This window comes from Roseibium sp. (genome assembly GCF_965229775.1).
Lineage (GTDB): Bacteria > Pseudomonadota > Alphaproteobacteria > Rhizobiales > Stappiaceae > Roseibium.
In genome coordinates, this window is record NZ_OZ245929.1 from 4,393,748 (window position 1) to 4,413,657 (window position 19,910).

The following is a 19,910-nucleotide window of genomic DNA, read 5'->3' on the forward strand; positions in this document are numbered from 1 at the left end:
TTGAAATCAAGATAAAATATGTTACCTAGCTTGACAGGGAAACGATCCCTTGTTCAACGATGGGGAAGGTGCCATGACAGCCACCGCAGGATGTGAAAAAAAGCCCGGCTCCGATGCCGGGGAAAGCCGGGACAGGACCAATGCAGGTGTCGGCAACCTGCTCGACGCGCCAATTGTGCTGTTGCTGATCGTTGGCTCGTTCCTTGCCGCTTCCACGGTGTTTGCCAAGGCTGCGCCGAGTTTCGGCTGGCACCCGGTCGGCCTGCTTCAATGGTCTGTTCTTGGCGGCGCCGCAGGAATGTTCGCGGCAACACGGCTGGCCGGTCTGAAAAGCCGGGAGGAAGGCTCCGGGGAGGCGGTCGCAAGCCGCCGCCAGTTGCTAGTCTACATCTCCGTCACGGGCATTCTGTTCATCTTGCCGAACATGATCGCGGTGACCGCTGCGCCGAAGGTCGGAGCCGGATTTGTGGCGCTTTGTTATGCGTTCCCTCTGGTCCTGACCTATGCATTCGCCGTCGTGCTGGGACTGCAGCGTTTCCAGTCGCTCATGGTCGCGGGCGTGATCTTCGGTGTCGCGGGGGGCGTGCTGCTCGCGGTCTCGGGCAAGACGCTGTCCGCCGATGCATCCCTGTGGTCCGTTCTGGCGCTGTCGATCCCCGTCTTCCTGGCGGCCGGAAACATTTATCGCACGCTCAAATGGCCGGAAGGTGCAAAACCCGTCGACCTTGCACTCGGGATGATGATTGTCGGATTTCTGGCCTTGTTCCTGTTCACCGCCCTCTGGAAGATTCCGGTCGCACCGGCTGAATGGACAGGGGAGGCCGTCACGCTGCTGGCCGCGCAGACTGCAATTTTCGGCCTGCAATACGGTCTCTATTTCCGGCTCCAGAAGAGCGCCGGACCGGTCTACCTGAGCCAGATCGGATCAGTTGCGGCCGTGGTCGGTCTCGCGCTCGGTTACCTCGTGTTCAACGAAATCCCGAACGCGGCGAAACTCGCAGCCGTCGGCGTCGTGGGGATCGGCATCGTGCTCGTCACGATGGGGCAGCGCCGGCTCTTGCGAGCTGGCCGCTAAGTATCAGTTCCAGAGCCAGGCCGCGCCGCGCACGCCCGAACTGTCACCATGAACCGCCTTGCGGATGGGCGTGTCGAACGTATCGGAGAATATGTACGGGGCCATTGCAGGCGGCAGATCGGCATAGAGTTCCTCGATGTTCGACATGCCGCCGCCCAGAACGAACACGTCTGGGTCCAGCAGGTTTGCGGACATGGCGAGCGAGCGGGCGAGGCGGCTGACATAGGCTTCGTAGATCTCGCCTGCAACCGGGTCACCACTGCGCTTGAGCGCCATGATTTCGTGCCCTTTCAGCAGTGTGCCGGTCTTTTCCTTGTAGTCGAGCTGAAAACCGGTGCCTGAACACCAGCGGTCGATGACGCCCTTGTGGCCGATCCAGCTGTCGGGTCCCGGAAACTCCCCGGCCGACAGCCAGGGCACGGTGATCGCTCCCCATTCACCGCCGATACCGTTGGCGCCCAGATGCGCCTTTGCGTCGATGGCGATGCCGGAACCGCTTCCCGTTCCGATAATGATCGCATGCACGACATGCGCACCGGCACCGGCTCCATCGGTTGCCTCGGAGACGGCCAGGCAGTTGGCATCGTTCTGAATGCGCACGGGCCTGCCGACCACCTTTTCCAGATCCTTGTCGAGCGGCTTGCCGTTCATCCACGTCGAGTTCGCGTTCTTGACGAGCCCCGACTTGGGCGACAGCGAACCGGGAATGCCGAGCCCGAGCGTGCCTGTCTGACCCGTGGCGGCCTCGGCGGCATCGACAAGGAACTTCACGGCCTCAAGACAGCCCTCATAGTCGTCACGCGGCGTGTCGACGCGTTGCCGGAAAAGCTCTTGCCCGTCCTGCGACAAGGCAATGATTTCTATCTTGGTGCCGCCCCAGTCTATCCCAAGCCGCATGGTGTCTTTCCTTCTTGTCAACCGCCGGCCCGAACCAACGTCAAGTTTTATCCAAGGTGGTTCCGGAGAATCCGGGGTTGAACGCGCACGAGGCGTTCCGGTACAGCGCGCTTCGTCTCGCCCGGGAAGCGGGCGGTTGCGAAATCGCGACCGGAACCGAATGAACGCAGCACACGTGAGCTGTTGTCAGAACGGGGCTTTATTTGCCGAGAACGGGAGCCAAAAGCAAGAGTACACCTGCCGAAACATGCCGAAACCCAACGGTATGGCGCTTTCCTTGCTCCCAGTCAGAAGGTGAAATGCAAAGAGAGCCGGGCACCGCCGGCTCTCTTCAACTTGGCTATTTGCTTTGCCGTCCCTTCCGTCAGGGCCCGGGCCGGTCGGGGAGCGGGATGAATTCTTCCGCATCGCCCGGAACCGTATCGAAACGGCCCTGCTTCCAGTCTTCCTTGGCCTGTTCGATCCGTTCTTTCGAGGAGGAAACGAAGTTCCACCAGATGTAGCGGTCACCGTCCATCGGTTCGCCGCCCAGAACAACGAAGCGCGCCGGATTGGGCGTGTTGTTCTCGATGACGAGATGATCGCCCGGTTTGAAGACCAGCAGCTGCGCCGGGTCGAAAGCCTGGCCGGCTATCGTTATCTGGCCGGAGATCGTGTAGAGGCCACGCTCTTCCCATCCGGCATCGAGCGGAACTTTCGCCCCCGGTTCCAGGGCTATGTCGGCATAGAACATGTCCGACGCCGTCTTCACCGGAGCCGTGTGCCCGTAAAGGCTGCCGGCGATCAGCTTGACCGATGCGCCATTGTCTGCGAATTCCGGTTGTTCATCCGTGCCATGGTGCTGGAACGTCGGATCGCCTTCTTCCAGATGCTTCGGCAGAGCGACCCAACTCTGCAATCCGAACAGGGGACGCTTTTCGGTCATACGCTCCGGACGCTCCCGCTCGGAGTGCACGATGCCCTTGCCGGCGCTCATCCAGTTGAGCGCACCCGGTGCAATCGCGATTTCCGTGCCGAGGCTGTCGCGGTGATACATTTCCCCTTCGAAGAGGTAGGTGACTGTCGCCAATCCGATATGGGGATGCGGGCGCACGTCTATGCCGCCGCCGACCAGAAGCTCTGCCGGTCCCATCTGATCGAAGAAAATGAAGGGCCCGACCATGCGGCGCTTTGCCGAGGGCAGGGCGCGCCGAACCGAAAAGCCACCGAGATCGGACGTGCGCGGTACGATTATCGTGTCGATGGGATCGCAACTTGATGCGACGCCGGGTATCGGATCCGGACTGTTCAACCAGCTCATTGACCTCTCCTTGCCGTCAAACTCTTCTCTGCCCCTTAGATAGGGTGACAGCGTGGAAAGTGTCCATTGAACAGTCTGTTTCCATCTGGCCAGACGATCACGGGTGTGTATAACAGCGGTCCAGCAACCGTCTCCGGAAGCAAATCAATGAAACGCGTCATGATCGTCGGTGGCCCGGGCTCCGGGAAAAGCACGCTTGCGCGCCGCTTGGGCGACCTGACAGGTCTGCCCGTCTTCCATATGGACAAGATCCACTGGTGCGCCGGATGGGTGGAACGCACCCGCGAGGAAAAGGGGCGCATGACGCACGAGGTGCATATCCGGGATCGCTGGATCTTAGAAGGCGGACATTCCAGCACCTATCCGGAACGGGTCGCGAGGGCGGACACGTTCGTCTGGCTCGATGTTGCGGTCGGCCTGCGCCTATTCAGGGTGCTCAAGCGATCCGTCCTGTTCTATGGCAAAACGCGGCCTGACCTGGCTGATGGCTGTCCCGAGCGGTTTGATCTGCAAACGATCGAGTTTGTCAGGTTCATCTGGCGCACGCGGCATTCCGCACGCGCCAAGCTGCTTGCCATCTATCAGAACCCGCCGCCGCATCTGCGGGTGTTCCGGCTGACAACAAAGGTTGAATTCGATGCGTTTTTGCAAACATTTTCCCTCAGCAATGACTGAAACAAGAAACGGCAGCAGCAGACAAAAGAGGACGTCATGAAACTCGATCCGTTCTACCCGATCGTCGACAGCTCGACCTGGGTTGCCCGCCTTGTGCCCCTTGGTGTGAAGCTGCTGCAATTGCGTATCAAGGACGTCGAGGACGAAAACATGCTGCGGCAGGAAATCTCGGCAGCGAGGAAGGTTTGTGAAAAACACGGCTGCCAGCTGATAATCAACGACCATTGGCAGCTGGCGATAGATGAAGCGTGTGATTTCGTTCATCTCGGACAGGAAGATCTGGAGGGCGCGGACCTGGACGCCATCCGCCGCGCGGGTCTTCGTCTGGGTGTCTCCACACATGATGGGGATGAGCTCGAGACAGCGCTGTCCGCTGATCCGGATTACATCGCGCTTGGCCCCGTGTTTCCGACCAGTTCCAAGTCCCTGAAATGGGAACCGCAAGGCGTTGCAAAGGTTACGGGCTGGAAGCGGCAGGTCGGCGGTCTGCCGCTCGTGGCGATTGGCGGCATCACTCTTGAAAGGGCCGGGGAGGTTCTGCAAAGCGGCGCTGACAGCATTGCCGTCATAAGCGACGTGATGCGCAACCCGGACCCGGAGCAGCGCACGCGGGACTGGATCGGGCAAACGCGTCGTTAGCCAGACGCCGGAAGAAAGGCTTCAGAAGAGCACCCTGTCGCGTGCGACCTGATCGCGCAGGAAATCCTGGACGGCGGCGACGTGGCGAAGCGGACGGGAACTTTCATGCGTGACCATCCAATAGGCACGGCGTAATTTCATGGCGGGAAGAACCGAGACGAGATCCGGGTCTTCGCGCGCGATAAAATCGTGCAGGATGCCGATGCCGGCACCGCCGCGGACGGCCTCCGTCTGTCCGAGCGCGGACGCGATTTCGAAGCGCGCCGTCCAGTCCCTGCTGAATTCAGTCCCGTAGTTCAGCTGCGGCGAGTAAAGGAGATCTTCCACGTAGCCGATAAGATCGTGTCCGCTAAGATCGCCTGCAGAGGCAGGCGTGCCGCGTTGGTTCAGGTAGGATTTCGAGGCATAGAGACCCAGGGCATAATCAACCAGCTTGCCCGCGACCAGGCGGCCGGTTTCGGGCCGGTCGATCGTAACGGCGATATCTGCCTCGCGGCGTGACAGGGAAAAGGAACGGGCGACCGGAACAAGCTGCACGGTCAGGCCGGGGTGCCTGGCGGTCAGCTTGCCGAGCCTGGGGGCGAGATAGGCGACGCCGAAGCCGTCGGGAGCACCGATGCGGACGGTACCGGCGATTTCCGGCGTATCACCTCCGAGATCCGCCTCCGCGGCAACCGCTTCCGCTTCCATCCGTTCCGCGCGCTCGAAAAAACGGCTGCCTGCCTCGGTCAGGAGACACCCGGACGTCGACCGGTCAAACAGCCTGGTGCCCAGGCTCTCTTCGAGGGAGGTGAGGCGCCTTGCGACCGTTGCGTGGTTTACGCCAAGGCGCTTGGCCGCGGCCAGGATCTGCCCGGTACGGGCAATCGACAGGAATATTCTGATGTCATCCCAGTTCATGACGTCCGCTCCAATCTCGCTGCCCTGCCGCACCAGCGGGCTTGACCCGGTGAACCGCGCCGTATTGTCTGTTTTCAACGCGCCTCCAACGTGCGTCGGAAGGGACGCGGACGGCTGGAGCAACTCTGGCATCTGAATGCCATAGCTTTAAAAAATGCACAACAGATCCGGAAAACTGGGTCTTGTTTGCAACAAAAATAAAAGCGACAAAGAGCGCAATCGGAGTGGACACAACACCGTGCCGTCAAACCGGCTGCGGTTGATTGGGAGAGATTGAAATGCAGAAAATCGGTCACTTTATCGACGGCAGGCATGTCGAAGGCACGTCCGGCCGCTATACCGACGTCTACAATCCGGCCACCGGCGAAGTTCAGGCGCAGGTCGCGCTCGCAAGCCAGGCCGAGATCGACGCCGCTGTCGCCAACGCCGCAGAAGCGCAGCTTGGCTGGGCCGCCACCAACCCGCAGCGCCGCGCCCGCGTCATGATGAAGTTTGTCGACCTCCTGAACCGGGACATGGACAAGCTGGCCGAAGCACTCTCGCGTGAGCACGGCAAGACGCTTCCCGACGCCAAGGGCGACATCATTCGCGGCCTGGAAGTGGCCGAATTCTGCATCGGTGCTCCGCACCTGCTGAAAGGTGAGTACACCGAAGGGGCGGGACCGGGCATCGACATGTACTCCATGCGCCAGCCCCTGGGTGTCGTTGCCGGTATCACGCCGTTCAACTTCCCGGCCATGATCCCGATGTGGAAATTCTGCCCGGCGATCTCCTGCGGCAACGCCTTCATTCTGAAGCCGTCCGAACGCGATCCGTCCGTGCCGATCATGCTCGCCGAGCTCATGATCGAAGCCGGTCTGCCGGCCGGTGTGCTGAACGTGGTCAATGGTGACAAGAGCGCCGTTGACGCAATCTGTGACGACGAAACCATCCAGGCCGTCGGATTTGTCGGGTCGACGCCGATCGCGCAGTATGTCTACTCCCGGGCAACGGCGAACGGAAAGCGCGCCCAGTGTTTCGGCGGCGCCAAGAACCACATGATCATCATGCCGGATGCCGATCTGGATCAGGCTGCCGACGCGCTCGTCGGTGCCGGTTACGGTGCAGCCGGGGAGCGCTGCATGGCTGTCTCCGTCGCGGTTCCCGTCGGCGAGACCACTGCCAACGCACTGATCGAGAAACTGGCGCCGAAGGTCGAAGCCCTGAAGATCGGCCCCTACACGGCAGGTGACGATGTCGACTTCGGTCCGCTTGTAACCAAGGAAGCACTCGGGCGTGTGCGCGGTCTGGTCGACCAGGGCGTCAAGGAAGGCGCGAACCTTGTCGTGGACGGCCGCGATTTCTCTATGCAGGGCTATGAGAACGGGTTCTTCATGGGCGGCTGTCTATTCGACAACGTGACCAAGGAGATGGACATCTACAAGACCGAGATCTTCGGCCCGGTTCTGTCGGTCGTCCGCGCCGAAAGCTACGAGGAAGCTCTCGATCTGCCGCTCAGCCACGAATACGGCAACGGCACCGCCATCTTCACCCGTGACGGTGATACGGCACGCGATTTCGCGTCCCGCATCAACATTGGCATGGTCGGCATCAACGTTCCGATCCCCGTGCCGCTCGCCTATCACACGTTTGGCGGCTGGAAGAAGTCCGGCTTCGGTGATCTGAACCAGCACGGTCCGGACGGGTTCAAGTTTTACACCCGTACCAAGACCGTGACCTCCCGCTGGCCTTCGGGTCTGAAAGACGGAGCGGAGTTCGTCATTCCGACAATGAAGTAAGTCATTTTAGATGCTGCAGTGAAAACGGCGCCGGTGGCGCCGTTTTTTTATGCGGCAACGGCCGGCGCCTCCACGGCACGGTCGGGTGCGTAGTGTGACATGGTGACAACGCCGTCGATTTCCGCAAGGAGCGCCGCGAAGGTCTGATCGCTCATGATCTTTTCCGATGCTGCCTTGGCGCAGTCCAGATCCTTCCAGAAAACGACATCGGCAAACATGTTTTCGTCTGTCAGGGATTCATAGGCGGTCCAGGAGACAAAGCCTTCAAATTGCCTTGCAATATCCTGCGCCGCACGGCGGGCCAATCGGGCTTTCTCCTTGTCCTTTATCTTGAAGACAACGAGTTCGAGGCAGGGGTCTGTCATGGTGTTCTCCGTCAGGTTTCGCGATTTCAATGTGCGCGAGCATCGCACAGGCCTCCTGACAGCATCCCGTCAGCACATTGCCGGCGTCCGTGCGCCAAAAAGTCCCGAGAGTTTCCTCCAGCCCATTGTGGCGAAACGGGAAGGGGCGTTGTAAGGAAATGCAGGAAGACGACGTTTGCAATTGTGCGTGATTTGTGGAGAGGCTGCTCCCTTATAGATCGGCTGGACCGGTTTTGACGGACATGAAGGGCGCTGGGACGGGGTTTGGGAAGAAACGCGAAAAACGCTCCTGAGATCGGAGGCCCGGACGATTGCGACGGGAAGATGCTGAGCCGGGCAGGCTTGGTTCAGGCGCTCGCGGATCTCCTGTGGGTGCCGCAGGCCGGGTTCCTAGCCTGGTCGCTGGGAGCGGTGCTGTCGCAAGCGGCCGGTTCCGGGACGGACGGCACGCAAACCCAGCTGGCACCTGTTCTCCTGACGGCGGCGGCCATGGTTGTCCTGATTGCCTTTGTTCGCGTTTTTCTGCAATACCATGCTCAGGACACGGCGCGGCGTGCCGCGCGGCAGATACAGGAAAGGGCCAGGTCGGCATTGCTTCATGCCGCCGCAAGGCGTTCGCCCTCTGAAAGCTTTCCCTCATCCGGGGCCTTTGCCGCGCATGTCGTCGATCAGGTGGATCTGCTGGGGCCATACTACCGGAATTTCATGCCGCAATACATGCGGCTCAAACTGGTGCCGATCTGCATCGTTCTGGTCACCGCATGGTTCAGCTGGCTCGCAGCCTTGATCCTGCTTGTCTGCGGTCCCGTAATCCCGGTTTTCATGGCGCTGATCGGATCTCGGGCAAAGGCCGCGAACGAGGACCAGCAGGAGGAATTGACGCGTCTCAGCGGCATGTTACTCGACCGGATCAAGGGTTTGGAGACACTCACGGTTTTCGGTGCACTCGACCGCACCAGGGCGGATATTCATGTTGCAGGTGAACGCTTCCGGCTCGGCACGATGAAGGTCCTGAAGGTGGCCTTCCTGTCGTCGACCGTCCTGGAACTCTTTTCCGCGCTCGGCATTGCCTTTTCTGCGGTTTATGTGGGTTTCACGCTGTTGGGCGATCTGGACATCGGAACCTGGGGTGTCCCGCTTGGCTACGCCGCCGGACTGTTTGTTCTTCTGCTCGCGCCCGAGTTCTTTGCACCCTTGCGCGCCTTTTCCGCGGCCTATCACGACCGCGCAGCGGGCATCGCGGCATCCCGCAAGCTTTCTGAGCTTCTTCAGGACATGCGGACCGGAAAACGGGACACTTTGAAAGAAAACGGCAGCTTCGCGGAAAACAGCGCGGCGCAGGAAGCCCGGTGCCTCGCCGGGCCGCCGGGCATTTTGGTCTTGGACCTGGCGATCACGCTGTCGGGCAGACCGGTTTTTGAACGGTTCTCGTTGAAGGTGGCGCCGGGAGAGACCCTTTTGCTCACCGGCAGAAGCGGACGTGGAAAGTCCACACTCCTGGATTGTATGCTTGGATTCCGGACACCGGATGCCGGGCAGGTGCTGCTGAACGGGACCGATGTTCGAGGTATGGCGAAAGACCTGCGGGCGAACGTCATGTGGCTGGGCCAGGCGCCCAGACTGTTTCACGGCAGTCTCAAGTCGAATCTCCTGAAAGGGCATCCGCGGGCGAACCTCATCTCCCCGGACGAGATCTGGAAGGCGCTGCATCTCGCGGGCGCCGCGGAACTCGTCGAGCGCCTGCCGCAGGGGCTCTCCACGCGGATCGGCGAAGATGGCTTCGGTCTGTCCGTCGGCGAAATACGCCGGATCGCACTGGCACGTGCGGCCTTGCGCGGAGACGCTGCCCTGCTAATCGCCGACGAACCGACCGCCGGCCTTGACGCCGACACGGCCGCTGATGTCGTGAGGGGGTTGGAACAACTGGCGAAGGGCAGGACAACTCTTGTTGCCTCACACGATGCCGCCGTCCTGAAGTTACCGGGCCGTGTGCTTGATCTTGACTGTCTCGAGACGTACGCACCGGAGCCGGCGACATGACGGCGATATGGCAAATCGTGAAGCGCCAGCGCTCCTTTGATCGTCTTCACTTCTGGCTCGGCATCCTGGTGGCCCTTTTGCCCGCCGTTGCCGGGATCCTTCTGCTCGGCGTCTCCGGATGGTTCATCACTGCTGCAGCGATTGCCGGGCTGAGCGGGGCGTTCCTCAACATCTTCGCACCGAGCGCCATCATCCGGGCCTTGGCCATCATCCGCACCGCGGGACGCTATGGCGAGCGGTTGCTCACGCATGATGCGACCTTTCGCTTCCTCGGGGATCTTCGCGACCGGCTGTTTGCACTGTGCTCGGAAAATGCGCGCGACGGGCGCCGGTCCGGCCTGCTGCTCAACCGATTGACTGCTGACATTGCCGCACTCGATGCGATTTACCTGCGTCTCGTCGTGCCCGGTGCCCTGGCGCTGACCATCTTCGCGTGTCTTCTCCTGTTCTGGTCCAGTGTATCGGTACCCGTATTCCTGGCAGGCTTCGTGTTTGTCCTGGCGTGGACGTTGCTGATCCTCCGTTCGCTTGCTCGCACCGACAAGACTTCCGCGCGCCGCGCGGACGCCGCGTCTGAGGCGATGCGGCTTCGAGCGGCGGATCTGGCGGCGGGCCGGCGCGATCTTGCCATCTACGGCGGCCTCGACGCCGCGGCGGAAAACGTTGCACATGCCGGACACCGGCTGCAGCAGGCCGAGGACCGTCTCGAAAGACGGGCCGCAGCGACATCCGCCGTCTCGAATCTTATCGGGCAGATGTTTCTGGCGGCGATGCTGCTCGCGTGCGCCTTCGGTGTCGCAGGCGGGACCATCGGCCTTGCCTTTGCCGTGGGCCTCGTGCTCGTCGTGACCGCGCTTCCGGACATCATCTCGATGCTGCTTGCCGGACTTGAAAATCTGCCCCGGACATCATTGGCTGCCCGGCGCACGATCGCGGCAGGTGAGGCCTCTGCCAGAAGCAACGAGACACGCACGGACCGTTCCGAAACGGAAGAACAGCCTTCCGGCGCTGCGGGCGTCCTGCGTTTTGAAAGGGTTTCGTTCAGCTATGAAGGCGCCGTCAAGGATGTGTTGGACGCCGTGTCCTTCGACATCGGCCCCGGCGAGATTGTTGCCGTTGCCGGGCGCAGCGGCTGCGGCAAAAGCACGATTGCCGCGCTCACCGCCCGGTTGATCCATGCGCGGAATGGCCGGGTCCTATTGAACGGGCGCCCGGTTGAAGACTATCCGGAAGACGCGCTTCGCAGGTCGATCACGGTCGTTGGTCAGCGTCCATACCTCTTCAATGACACGCTCGCTGCAAATCTGCGCGTGGCTGATCCGCAGGCAAGCGAGGCGGATCTCTGGCAGGCGCTGGAGCGGGCAGCGCTCTCAGAACGCATCGCAACGGGTAAAGAAGGTCTGGCGGCCGTTCTCGGAGAAGGCGGGTTGGGGCTGTCCGGCGGGGAGCATCGGCGACTAGCGCTCGCGCGCGCATTCCTCACGCGGCCTGCGCTATTCGTGCTCGATGAAATGACAGAGGGGCTCGATGACAGGACGGCCGGGGATGTTCTCGACAGGTTCCTGGAATACAGGGGCTCATCGGCTGTCCTGATGATTGCCCACAAGAAGCGGGAACTGGAAGCCGCCGATTGTGTGATATACCTGTAAAAAATGCCCGGCTGACCGGAAAGCCCGGCAGCGAAGGATCGTTTTTTTCAAAGGTGACGCCCGGTTTTTCTGCGATTTGTGGTTGTCCATTACGACTTGTCGCATTGACCTCTCTGCTGGCCTGAGCCACCATCCGGACTCGGTAGCCTATTGCTCTTAACTGTTTTTTTGACGGGAAAAGACAAGCATTTTGTACGGCGATGCGTGCGCCGAGTTGCATCATGTCGGTTGAGAGCAGCCCTGACTTGAGGTTCAGACCCTGAGGGTTTGAAAAGGGGGAATGCAATGGAACTGAGTGTCGTCGATCTGTCCCGGCTGCAATTTGCCATGACAGCGCTGTATCACTTCCTGTTTGTGCCTTTGACCATCGGATTGTCCATTCTGCTTGCGACCATGGAGACGGTCTACGTCATGACCGGCCGCGAGATCTGGAAACGCATGGTCAAGTTCTGGGGAACGCTGTTCGGGATCAATTTCGTTCTCGGTGTCGCCACCGGCCTTACGATGGAATTCCAGTTCGGCATGAACTGGGCCTATTTCAGCCAGTATGTAGGCGATGTCTTCGGCGCACCGCTGGCCATCGAAGGCCTGATGGCCTTCTTCCTCGAAGCCACGTTTGTCGGCCTGTTCTTCTTCGGCTGGGACAAGCTCACCAGGCGCCAGCACCTGGCAGCGACCTGGGCGCTCGCGCTCGGGACCAACTTCTCCGCGCTCTGGATCCTGATCGCCAACGGCTGGATGCAGAACCCGGTCGGGGCCATCTTCAATCCGGACACCATGCGCATGGAAGTCAGCAGTTTCTTCGACGTGCTGTTCAACCCGGTTGCGCAGGCAAAGTTCGTGCACACGGTTTCGGCCGGGTATGTCACGGCCGCGCTCTTCATGCTGGGCATTTCCGCCTGGTACATGCTTCAGGGCAGGCATCTCCAGATCGCCAAGCGGTCCATGGCGATCGCGTCCGCCTTCGGTTTTGCCTCGGCACTGTCTGTCGTCGTGCTCGGCGATGAAAGCGGCTACGAGGCCAACCTGAACCAGAAGATGAAGCTCGCAACGATCGAGGCCATGTGGGAGACCGAACCGGCGCCCGCGGCCTTCAACGTCGTCGCGTGGCCGGACATGGAAAAACGGGAGAACATCTTCGCGATCGAGGTACCCTATGTCATGGGTCTGATCGCGACCCGGTCGCTGGACACCGTGATCCCGGGCATCAATGAACTCGTCGACCGTTCCAAGGACCGCATCCGTCAGGGCGCCATTGCCTGGGATGCCCTGCAGAAGATCCGGGAGAACCCGGAGACGGTGTCGGAAGAGGTTCGCGAAACCTTCAGCTACAACGCCAGCTCGCTCGGCTATGCCTACCTGTTGCTGCCCTATACGGACAATCCGATGGAAGCGACCACCGAGCAGATCGAGGAGGCAGCCTGGTCCACCGTGCCGAACGTCTGGCCGATGTTCTACGCCTTCCGGATCATGGTGGCATGCGGCTTCTTCTTCATCCTGCTGACCACTGTCTTCTTCTACTATTCCTCATCGGGAAAGCTGGATCTCCTGCGCGAAAGGCACCGGTGGCTGCTTCATGTCGCCGTATGGTCGATCCCGCTTCCGTGGATCGCCTGCGAGATGGGATGGTTCGTAGCCGAGTACGGTCGCCAGCCGTGGATCATCGAAAGTATGCTGCCGACCTCCGCTGCGGTTTCCAGCCTGTCGGTCACCGAGGTTCTGTTGACGCTGGCAGGCTTCGTGATCCTCTACAGCACGCTGCTGGTGATCGAGATCGCCCTGATGATCAAGTACATCCGGATCGGTCCGGACGACGGCGAACCTGCCGGGACCGCGCCGCCGCCTGCAAGCGCACAGCCGGTTTCCGGCGCAGCCCCTGTTCCTGCGGAGTAACCGGCCATGATCCTTTATGAAATGATCGACTATTCGACACTGAAAGTGATCTGGTGGGTCCTGCTCGGCATCCTCCTGATCGGCTTCGCGGTCACCGACGGTTTCGACATGGGCGTCGGCGCGCTGCTGCCGTTCATTGCCGAAACCGACATCGAACGCCGCGTGGTGATCAATACCATCGGCCCGACATGGGAAGGCAACCAGGTCTGGTTCATTCTTGGGGGAGGGGCGATCTTCGCCGCCTGGCCGCCGCTCTACGCGATCAGTTTCTCCGGTTTCTATCTTGCCATGTTCGTGGTGCTTGCCGCGATGATCCTGCGGCCGGTCGCCTTCAAATACAGGTCGAAACGGCCCGATCCGTCCTGGCGCAACAGCTGGGATTGGGCACTCTTTGTCGGATCCTTCGTGCCGGCTCTGGTGTTCGGTGTCGCGGTCGGCAACGTGCTGCTGGGCGTGCCGTTCTCGCTCGATAACGACCTCAGGATGACCTACGAGGGATCGTTCTTCGGCCTTTTCTCTCCGTTCTCGTTGCTGTGCGGACTGCTCTCCGTCGCCATGCTGGTGATGCATGGCGCCGTTTGGCTGGTCATGCGCACGACCGGAGAAATCGCAACGAGGTCCCGCCGGTACGGCACGATTGCCGCGCTGCTTGGCATCGCCCTGTTCGCGCTTGGCGGCTATCTCGTTGCAAGCGGGTATGTCGACGGGTTCCGGATCACGTCGGACGTCGATCCGAACATGCAGGCGAACCCGCTGGCCAAGACCGCGGCGATCGAGGACGGTGCCTGGATGGCGAATTATGCCGCTTATCCGTTGCTCTGGATCGTGCCTGGCCTGGGCTTCTTCGGATTGCTCGGAACGCTGCTGCTGCTTCAGACGAGAATGGAGATGCTCATCTTCGCCTTTTCGAAGTCGGCGATTGTCGGGATCATCGCGACGGTCGGCATTTCCATGTTTCCGTTCATTCTGCCGTCTTCGGTGCAGCCGGAGGCGAGCCTGACCGTCTGGGACGCGTCCTCGACGCACCGGACCCTGTTCAACATGCTGGTGGCGACCGTCATCTTCCTGCCGATCATCCTTGTCTACACCGCCTGGGTCTACAAGGTGCTCTGGGGCAAGGTGGATGAGGAAACCATCGAGCGCGACAACCACACGGCTTATTGAGGAGACGACAAGATGTGGTATTTTGCCTGGATCCTCGGAATGCCGCTGGCGTGCTGCCTGGCGATTCTGAATGCCATGTGGCTGGAACTGCGTTCCGACGACGAGCGCAGGGAAGAAGAGCGTCAGCGCTTTCATCGCCCGTGATGGGGATTTCGGCCGGGACGCAGTACCCGGCCGTTGCCTGTCGGATTAGTTGATCGCGACCGTGTAGCGGACAATCCTGTTGTTGTCGCTGTCGGAGAAGTAATACTCGTTGCCCCGGATGGCGACACCTTCGGGATCGTCGAAGAGGTTGGGTCCCTTTCCGGGCGTTCCGGTTCCCAGAACACCGACGAGAACGGCGCCGTCTTCCGTATCCGGATCGATCATTAGGATGCGGTGCGCGTCCTGGTCCGCGACGACAAGTCTGCCGAAACTGTCGATGTCGAGATAGCGCGGTCCGTAAAACCCGAATTGCGGTCCTTCGACCGTCTGCAGTTTTTCAAGGCTTGGCGAGTACCGCACAAGCCGCCGGTTGAAATTGTCGGCCACCCAGACGGAGCCGTCAGGACCTTCGGCGACATCGTGCGCGCCCGGGTGCGAACCGGCGCTTGCGACCGCTTCACCATTCTCGTAGGCGATCAGAAGTCCGGTCCCGCCTGCCATCGCATAAATGCGGCCGTTGCTGTGGGCAAGCGCGCCCTCGGTCCTGGGGGCGGCCAGCGTCGCAGAGGGTTCACCATCAAGCGTCTCGATACCGCTGAAGACGAACACGCTGCCAAATCCCGTCACCGCGACAGCGACCTCGCCGCCGGGGCCGAAGGAGATGTCATGCGCGCCGGGCAACTTTCCCGCGCTCAGGCTTTCCACGACATCCAGCGTGTCCGGGTCAACGACGGCGATCCGGTTTCCGAACTTGTCCGCGACATAGAGGCGTCCGTCCGGCCCGAAGGCCAGGTCATGGGGATCGTTCAGGACTTCTGGTCCGGCCTTGTCGAACGAAGCGAAGGGCGCGGGGGCCTCTTGCGCGCTTGCAGCAAAGCTTGCAAGACATGCAACAACAAGGATTTCGATACCGATCCGCATGGACAGATCTCCAGTTTGCCCGAATGAACGGGCGCGAGAAAGACAGGCGGAATTATCGTGCTGTGAAAGCTGCGACCGGTCAACCTGAGGGACGGTTCGCCAACCCGCTGACACCGCGTGGCAGTTGTCTCTATACAAAGCCCCGGACGCTGAATAAGTTGAGGCCGCCCGGTAGGGCGGGCCGCAACACGGAAGCTGCTCCACACGCAGCATTGGCAGGATGGAGACATTTGATAAGAGCGGTGTTTTCGGGCGTAAGACGGATCTGCATGCTGCTTGCCGTGATCGTCTTTCTGGGCCAGCTTTCCATGGTCCTGATGCGCTACCTTCTGGGCTTCGGCTTTCTGGAAATTCAGGATGCGGTCAACTATGCATTCGCCTCGCTGGTGGCCCTTTCCGTCGCCGTGTCGTTCGAGGCGGACAAGCATGTCCGCGTCGACGTTTTCCGGCAAAGACTCACCGAGGCGGCCAACCGGCGGATCGACTGGCTGGGTGACATGGCCCTGGCTTTGCCGGTCTTCGTCATCATGCTCTGGATGGCCTATCCTCTTGTGCGCAGCTCCTGGGCAATTTTCGAGGGCTCGCCTGAAACCGGCGGACTGCCGGGCCTATTCCTCGTCAAGACCTGCCTTGTGATCCTGCCGGCACTGGTGGTCTGGCTGACTGTTTCACGGGTCATCGGGTTCTTTCGGCGGAAGGTGTCATGAGCATCGAAATCGTCTGGCTGCTCGTGATGGCACTCGCCGTCTTTGCCTGCATTCTCTCCGGTGTCCCGGTGCTGCTGGCCATTGCAGGCGCTCCGACGCTTGTTGCGCTCCTGGCCACATCCCTCGGCGACTTCGACCTGGTTTTCTTCCAGGCCGTTCCGCAGCGGATATTCGGCATCATGACCAACCCGCTGCTGCTGGCGGTGCCCCTGTTCGTGCTGATGGGACTGCTTCTGGAAAAATCGCAGCAGGCGGAGCGGATGCTCAAGAGCCTCAGTGCGGCGCTGGGCGGAAACCAGTCGGCGCTGGCGCTTTCCGTCGTTCTGGTCAGCGCCCTGATCGCCGCGTCCACCGGTATCATCGGCGCGACCATCGTCATGCTGGGATCGATCATGCTTCCGGCCCTCCTGAAAGCAGGTGTCGACAGGCACATGAGCAGCGGGCTGATCTGTGCAAGCGGCACGCTGGGACAGATCATTCCGCCCTCGATCGTGCTGATCCTGCTGGGTGACCAGATCTCCAATGCCTATTTCGAGGCACAGCAGGAAGCCGGAAACTTCGCACCCGACCCGGTCACGGTCGGCGATCTTTTCGCCGGCGCCCTGCTGCCCGGGCTCCTGCTCGTTGCGCTCTATGCCGGGTACGTCGTGTTCCGCCTGAGCCGCGGCGACAAGGAAGCAGGGCAGAAAGCGGACCGGGAGACCGTCTCCGCCGGACAGCTGACGGCTGCCATTGCGCCGACGCTCGGCCTGATCGTCGCCGTCCTCGGCAGCATTCTGATCGGTGTCGCGACTCCGACGGAAGCGGCGAGCGTGGGTGTTGCCGGCGCGTTGCTGATTGCCGCCGCAGGGCAGGGCAGGACGATTGCCCGCCCGGCGCTCTTCTGCGCTCTTCTGGCCGTTGCGCTGCTCGTGCTCCGTCAGGCCGGTATTCTCGGCCTCGACTTTGCCGACGGACGCATCAGCTGGACGTTCAAATCCGCGATCTCCGTTGCCGCGACCGCTGCCGCGCTGGGCCTGATGCTTGCCGTGTCCGCGTCGCTCCTGCGAAATGGCGTGCTCGCATCCGCGCTACGCGAGACCGTCACGATCACGGGAATGATCTTCGGCATCGTGATTGCCGCCAGCATTCTGTCGCTGGTCTTCCGCGGCTTCGACGGCGACGAGCATGTTGCTGAACTGCTCCAGTCGCTGCCCGGCGGCGCTTACGGCATGCTGCTGTTGACCATGCTGGTGATCTTTCTTCTCGGATTCATCCTCGAATTCGTTGAGATCATCTTCATCGTGGTGCCGATCGTCGGGCCGATCATTCTGCAGACCGATATCAGCCCTGTCTGGTTTGCGGTCCTGATTGCGCTGAACCTGCAGACGTCCTTCCTGACGCCGCCTTTCGGGTTTGCGCTTTTCTATTTCCGCTCGGTTGCGCCGGCCGAGATTCGAACGTCGCAAATCTATGTCGCCGTGATACCATTCGTGGCAATCCAGCTCGCGGCACTCGGCCTTGTTGCAATCTTCCCCGCTCTTGCGACATGGTTGCCCGAAGTTTTGTTTTGATGAGAGGAGTCTGGTGATGAAAAGACGGGAATTTCTGAAAGCCGGTGCGGTCGCCGCACCCGCCGCCGTGCTGGCGGCACCGGCCGTTGCCCAGGGCAAGGTCGAGTGGAAACTTCCCACATCCTTTCCTGCAAAAGCCCCGGGTGTCGGCACGAATGTGACCTCGTTTGCCGAGCGCGTCGCGGCCATGTCCGACGGCCAGCTGACGCTCAAGGTCTTTTCCGGCGGCGAACTCGTCCCGCCTTTCGGCGTGGAAGACGCCGTTGAACAGGGAACGGCGGAAATCGGCCACTCGACGCCTTACTACGCGGCCTCCAAGAACTCTGCGCTCCACTTCTTCTCCGCCGTGCCTTTCGGCATGACGGCTGTGGAGACGACGGCGTGGCTTCGCTACGGCGGCGGTCAGGATCTCTGGGACGGGATCTATGCCGAACGCGGCCTGAAGCCGTTCTATTCCGGAAATTCCGGGGTGCAGTCCGCCGGCTGGTTCAAGAAACCGATCGAAAGCCTCAACGACCTTGCCGGACTGAACATGCGCATTGCCGGGCTCGGCGGCGAGGCCATGCGCAAGCTCGGCGTCAACGCGGTCCTGTTGCCGCCGCCGGAAATCTTCCCGTCCTTCCAGTCCGGCGCGATCGACGCTGCGGAGTGGGTCGGGCCGATGCTCGACATGGCGTTCGGTCTGCAGAAGGTTGCCAAATACTGCTACGTGCCCGCTTTCCACGAGCCGTCAGCGGCGCTGGAAATCGTCGTCAACAAGGAGGCTTACGAAAGCCTGCCGGCCCATCTCCAGGCGGTGATCGCCAACGCGGCCGAGGCAACCTCCGTCGAGACCACGGCGCAATTTGACTACTTCAACTCGGTCGCGATGCAGAAGCTCAAGGCCGACGGCGTCACCTTCGGCGCATTCCCTGACGAGGTGATCGCGGCCCTGAAGACCGCGGTCGGCGAAGTCATGGCCGAGAACGCAGCCGCCAATCCGGCGTTTGCGGAAGTCCAGAAGAGCTATGACGCCTTCCTGGACCTCGCCAGGGACTACGCCATCGAAGTCAAGGCCGCGACGTTTACCCAGCGCGTCTAGGCGTTTGAATTCGGCGGCGGTGCCATGCATCGCCGCCGGACCGGTCATGCAAACCAGACCTTTGCGTCAAGGCGCCCCTGATGATATGGAGGCGCCCATGACGACATCCGACCGCCTCTATACCGGCCACAAGCCGCGCTTTTCCGTCGCACCCATGATGGAGTGGACGGACAGGCACTGCCGTGCGTTTCACCGGCAGCTGTCGCGCCATGCGTTGCTCTATACCGAGATGGTGACGACGGGAGCGGTCATTCACGGGGACCGGGAGCATCTGCTCGGGTTTTCGGACCTGGAGCATCCGGTCGCCTGCCAGCTTGGTGGCTCGGATCCGAAGGACATGGCAGCGTCTGCCAGGATCGCCGCAGATTTCGGCTATGACGAGGTCAACATCAATGTCGGCTGTCCGTCAGACCGTGTGCAATCGGGACGCTTCGGCGCCTGCCTGATGCAGGAGCCCGAGCTTGTCGCCGCCTGTGTTTCCTCCATGAAGGATGAAGTCGATATCCCGGTGACGGTGAAGTGCCGCATCGGCGTCGATGACCAGGACCCGGAAGAAGCGCTGGACCGGATGGCGGATGCGGTTTTTGCCGCCGGGGCGGATGCCCTCTGGGTGCATGCGCGCAAGGCCTGGCTGAAGGGTCTGAGCCCGAAGGAAAACCGGGATATTCCGCCGCTTGATTATGACCGCGTCCTGCGGCTGAAGCAGCGCTTTCCGGAAAAGTTCATCGGCCTGAATGGCGGCTTGCAGAGCCTGGACGAGGCCGAGCCCTATCTTGAGACCCTGGATGGATTGATGTTCGGGCGCGCGGCCTATCACACGCCGCAGATCCTGGGAGAGGTCGACCGCAGGCTCTATGGCGCATCGGCGCTGGACGTGTCGCCCTGGGAGGCCGTGCGAGCGCATATGGGCTACCTGGAAGGGCAGCTTTCAAAAGGCGTCAGGCTGGCGCACATGACGCGCCACATGCTCGGTCTCTTCCACGGGCGTCCAGGCGCGCGCAGCTGGCGCCGGATCCTGACAGTGGAGGCCATCCGGCCCGGTGCCGGGCTGGAGGTTGTCGAGAAAGCGCTGGCCGCGGTCAGCCCTGAGGATCACGCGGCAGAAGCTGCGGAATAGCGCTTCCGAAAA

18 protein-coding genes are annotated in these 19,910 nt (G+C 61.4%); 13 read left to right on the forward strand and 5 right to left on the reverse strand.

Annotated features, from left to right (window positions below; all coding sequences use genetic code 11):
- Positions 1-73: 73 nt before the first annotated feature.
- Positions 74-1,075: a DMT family transporter gene (locus ACO07N_RS19810; RefSeq protein ID WP_421982677.1), complete on the forward strand. Its 1,002-nt coding sequence runs from the start codon at positions 74-76 to the stop codon at positions 1,073-1,075.
- 3 nt (positions 1,076-1,078) lie between these two features.
- On the opposite strand, the gene ACO07N_RS19815 is transcribed toward ACO07N_RS19810, so the two are convergent.
- Together ACO07N_RS19815 and ACO07N_RS19820 are read right to left on the reverse strand one after the other, a co-directional pair.
- Entirely contained in the window at positions 1,079-1,972 is an 894-nt protein-coding gene (locus tag ACO07N_RS19815; RefSeq protein ID WP_421982678.1) for an ROK family protein, read from the reverse strand.
- A 364-nt stretch (positions 1,973-2,336) separates the two neighbouring features.
- The gene (locus ACO07N_RS19820) at positions 2,337-3,272 is read right to left on the reverse strand and encodes a pirin family protein (protein ID WP_421982679.1); all 936 of its coding nucleotides are present in this window, start codon (positions 3,270-3,272) and stop codon (positions 2,337-2,339) included.
- Positions 3,273-3,419: 147 nt separating this feature from the next.
- Here ACO07N_RS19820 and ACO07N_RS19825 point away from each other — a divergent pair, with 147 nt between their 5' ends.
- Positions 3,420-3,947: a DNA topology modulation protein FlaR gene (locus ACO07N_RS19825; RefSeq protein WP_421982680.1), complete on the forward strand. Its 528-nt coding sequence runs from the start codon at positions 3,420-3,422 to the stop codon at positions 3,945-3,947.
- A 36-nt stretch (positions 3,948-3,983) separates the two neighbouring features.
- Positions 3,984-4,586: a thiamine phosphate synthase gene (locus tag ACO07N_RS19830; protein ID WP_421982681.1), complete on the forward strand. Its 603-nt coding sequence runs from the start codon at positions 3,984-3,986 to the stop codon at positions 4,584-4,586.
- 21 nt (positions 4,587-4,607) lie between these two features.
- Here ACO07N_RS19830 and ACO07N_RS19835 read toward each other — a convergent pair whose 3' ends face one another.
- Positions 4,608-5,486, reverse strand: coding sequence for a LysR family transcriptional regulator (locus ACO07N_RS19835; protein ID WP_421984460.1), 879 nt, complete (start codon positions 5,484-5,486; stop codon positions 4,608-4,610).
- A 278-nt stretch (positions 5,487-5,764) separates the two neighbouring features.
- Between ACO07N_RS19835 and ACO07N_RS19840 the strand changes: the two genes are divergently transcribed.
- Complete coding sequence (locus ACO07N_RS19840) at positions 5,765-7,264, forward strand: CoA-acylating methylmalonate-semialdehyde dehydrogenase (protein WP_421982682.1); 1,500 nt, start codon at positions 5,765-5,767, stop codon at positions 7,262-7,264.
- A 47-nt stretch (positions 7,265-7,311) separates the two neighbouring features.
- Here the strand turns inward: ACO07N_RS19840 and ACO07N_RS19845 are convergent, their stop codons facing one another.
- Complete coding sequence (locus ACO07N_RS19845) at positions 7,312-7,629, reverse strand: hypothetical protein (protein ID WP_421982683.1); 318 nt, start codon at positions 7,627-7,629, stop codon at positions 7,312-7,314.
- 324 nt (positions 7,630-7,953) lie between these two features.
- On the opposite strand from ACO07N_RS19845, the gene cydD reads away from it, so the two are divergent.
- From cydD to cydX, 5 genes are all read left to right on the forward strand, one after another.
- Entirely contained in the window at positions 7,954-9,669 is a 1,716-nt protein-coding gene (gene cydD, locus ACO07N_RS19850; protein ID WP_421982684.1) for a thiol reductant ABC exporter subunit CydD, read from the forward strand.
- Positions 9,666-11,318 (forward strand): thiol reductant ABC exporter subunit CydC, encoded by a 1,653-nt coding sequence (cydC, locus tag ACO07N_RS19855; RefSeq protein WP_421982685.1) that lies wholly within the window; start codon positions 9,666-9,668, stop codon positions 11,316-11,318. Before cydD ends, cydC begins: the two co-directional genes overlap by 4 nt.
- Before the next feature lie 285 nt (positions 11,319-11,603).
- Positions 11,604-13,211 (forward strand): cytochrome ubiquinol oxidase subunit I, encoded by a 1,608-nt coding sequence (locus ACO07N_RS19860; RefSeq protein ID WP_421982686.1) that lies wholly within the window; start codon positions 11,604-11,606, stop codon positions 13,209-13,211.
- Between the two features lie 6 nt (positions 13,212-13,217).
- Positions 13,218-14,375, forward strand: a complete 1,158-nt coding sequence (cydB, locus tag ACO07N_RS19865) for a cytochrome d ubiquinol oxidase subunit II (RefSeq protein ID WP_421982687.1) — start codon at positions 13,218-13,220, stop codon at positions 14,373-14,375.
- A gap of 12 nt (positions 14,376-14,387) precedes the next feature.
- Complete coding sequence (gene cydX, locus ACO07N_RS19870; RefSeq protein ID WP_319387106.1) at positions 14,388-14,519, forward strand: cytochrome bd-I oxidase subunit CydX; 132 nt, start codon at positions 14,388-14,390, stop codon at positions 14,517-14,519.
- Between the two features lie 45 nt (positions 14,520-14,564).
- On the opposite strand, the gene ACO07N_RS19875 is transcribed toward cydX, so the two are convergent.
- The gene (locus tag ACO07N_RS19875; protein WP_421982688.1) at positions 14,565-15,440 is read right to left on the reverse strand and encodes a hypothetical protein; all 876 of its coding nucleotides are present in this window, start codon (positions 15,438-15,440) and stop codon (positions 14,565-14,567) included.
- A 269-nt stretch (positions 15,441-15,709) separates the two neighbouring features.
- On the opposite strand from ACO07N_RS19875, the gene ACO07N_RS19880 reads away from it, so the two are divergent.
- The 4 genes from ACO07N_RS19880 (at position 15,710) to dusA (ending at position 19,898) form a co-directional block, all read left to right on the forward strand.
- A complete protein-coding gene (locus ACO07N_RS19880) occupies positions 15,710-16,147 on the forward strand; it encodes a TRAP transporter small permease subunit (RefSeq protein WP_421982689.1) in 438 nt (145 codons plus the stop codon).
- Positions 16,144-17,700 (forward strand): TRAP transporter large permease, encoded by a 1,557-nt coding sequence (locus tag ACO07N_RS19885; RefSeq protein WP_421982690.1) that lies wholly within the window; start codon positions 16,144-16,146, stop codon positions 17,698-17,700. The genes ACO07N_RS19880 and ACO07N_RS19885 overlap by 4 nt, the downstream gene beginning before the upstream one ends.
- A gap of 16 nt (positions 17,701-17,716) precedes the next feature.
- Positions 17,717-18,781 carry a TRAP transporter substrate-binding protein gene (locus ACO07N_RS19890; RefSeq protein WP_421982691.1) on the forward strand — a complete coding sequence of 355 codons (1,065 nt, stop codon included), beginning with the start codon at positions 17,717-17,719 and terminating at the stop codon, positions 18,779-18,781.
- A gap of 97 nt (positions 18,782-18,878) precedes the next feature.
- Entirely contained in the window at positions 18,879-19,898 is a 1,020-nt protein-coding gene (gene dusA, locus ACO07N_RS19895) for a tRNA dihydrouridine(20/20a) synthase DusA (RefSeq protein ID WP_421982692.1), read from the forward strand.
- Positions 19,899-19,910: the final 12 nt, after the last annotated feature.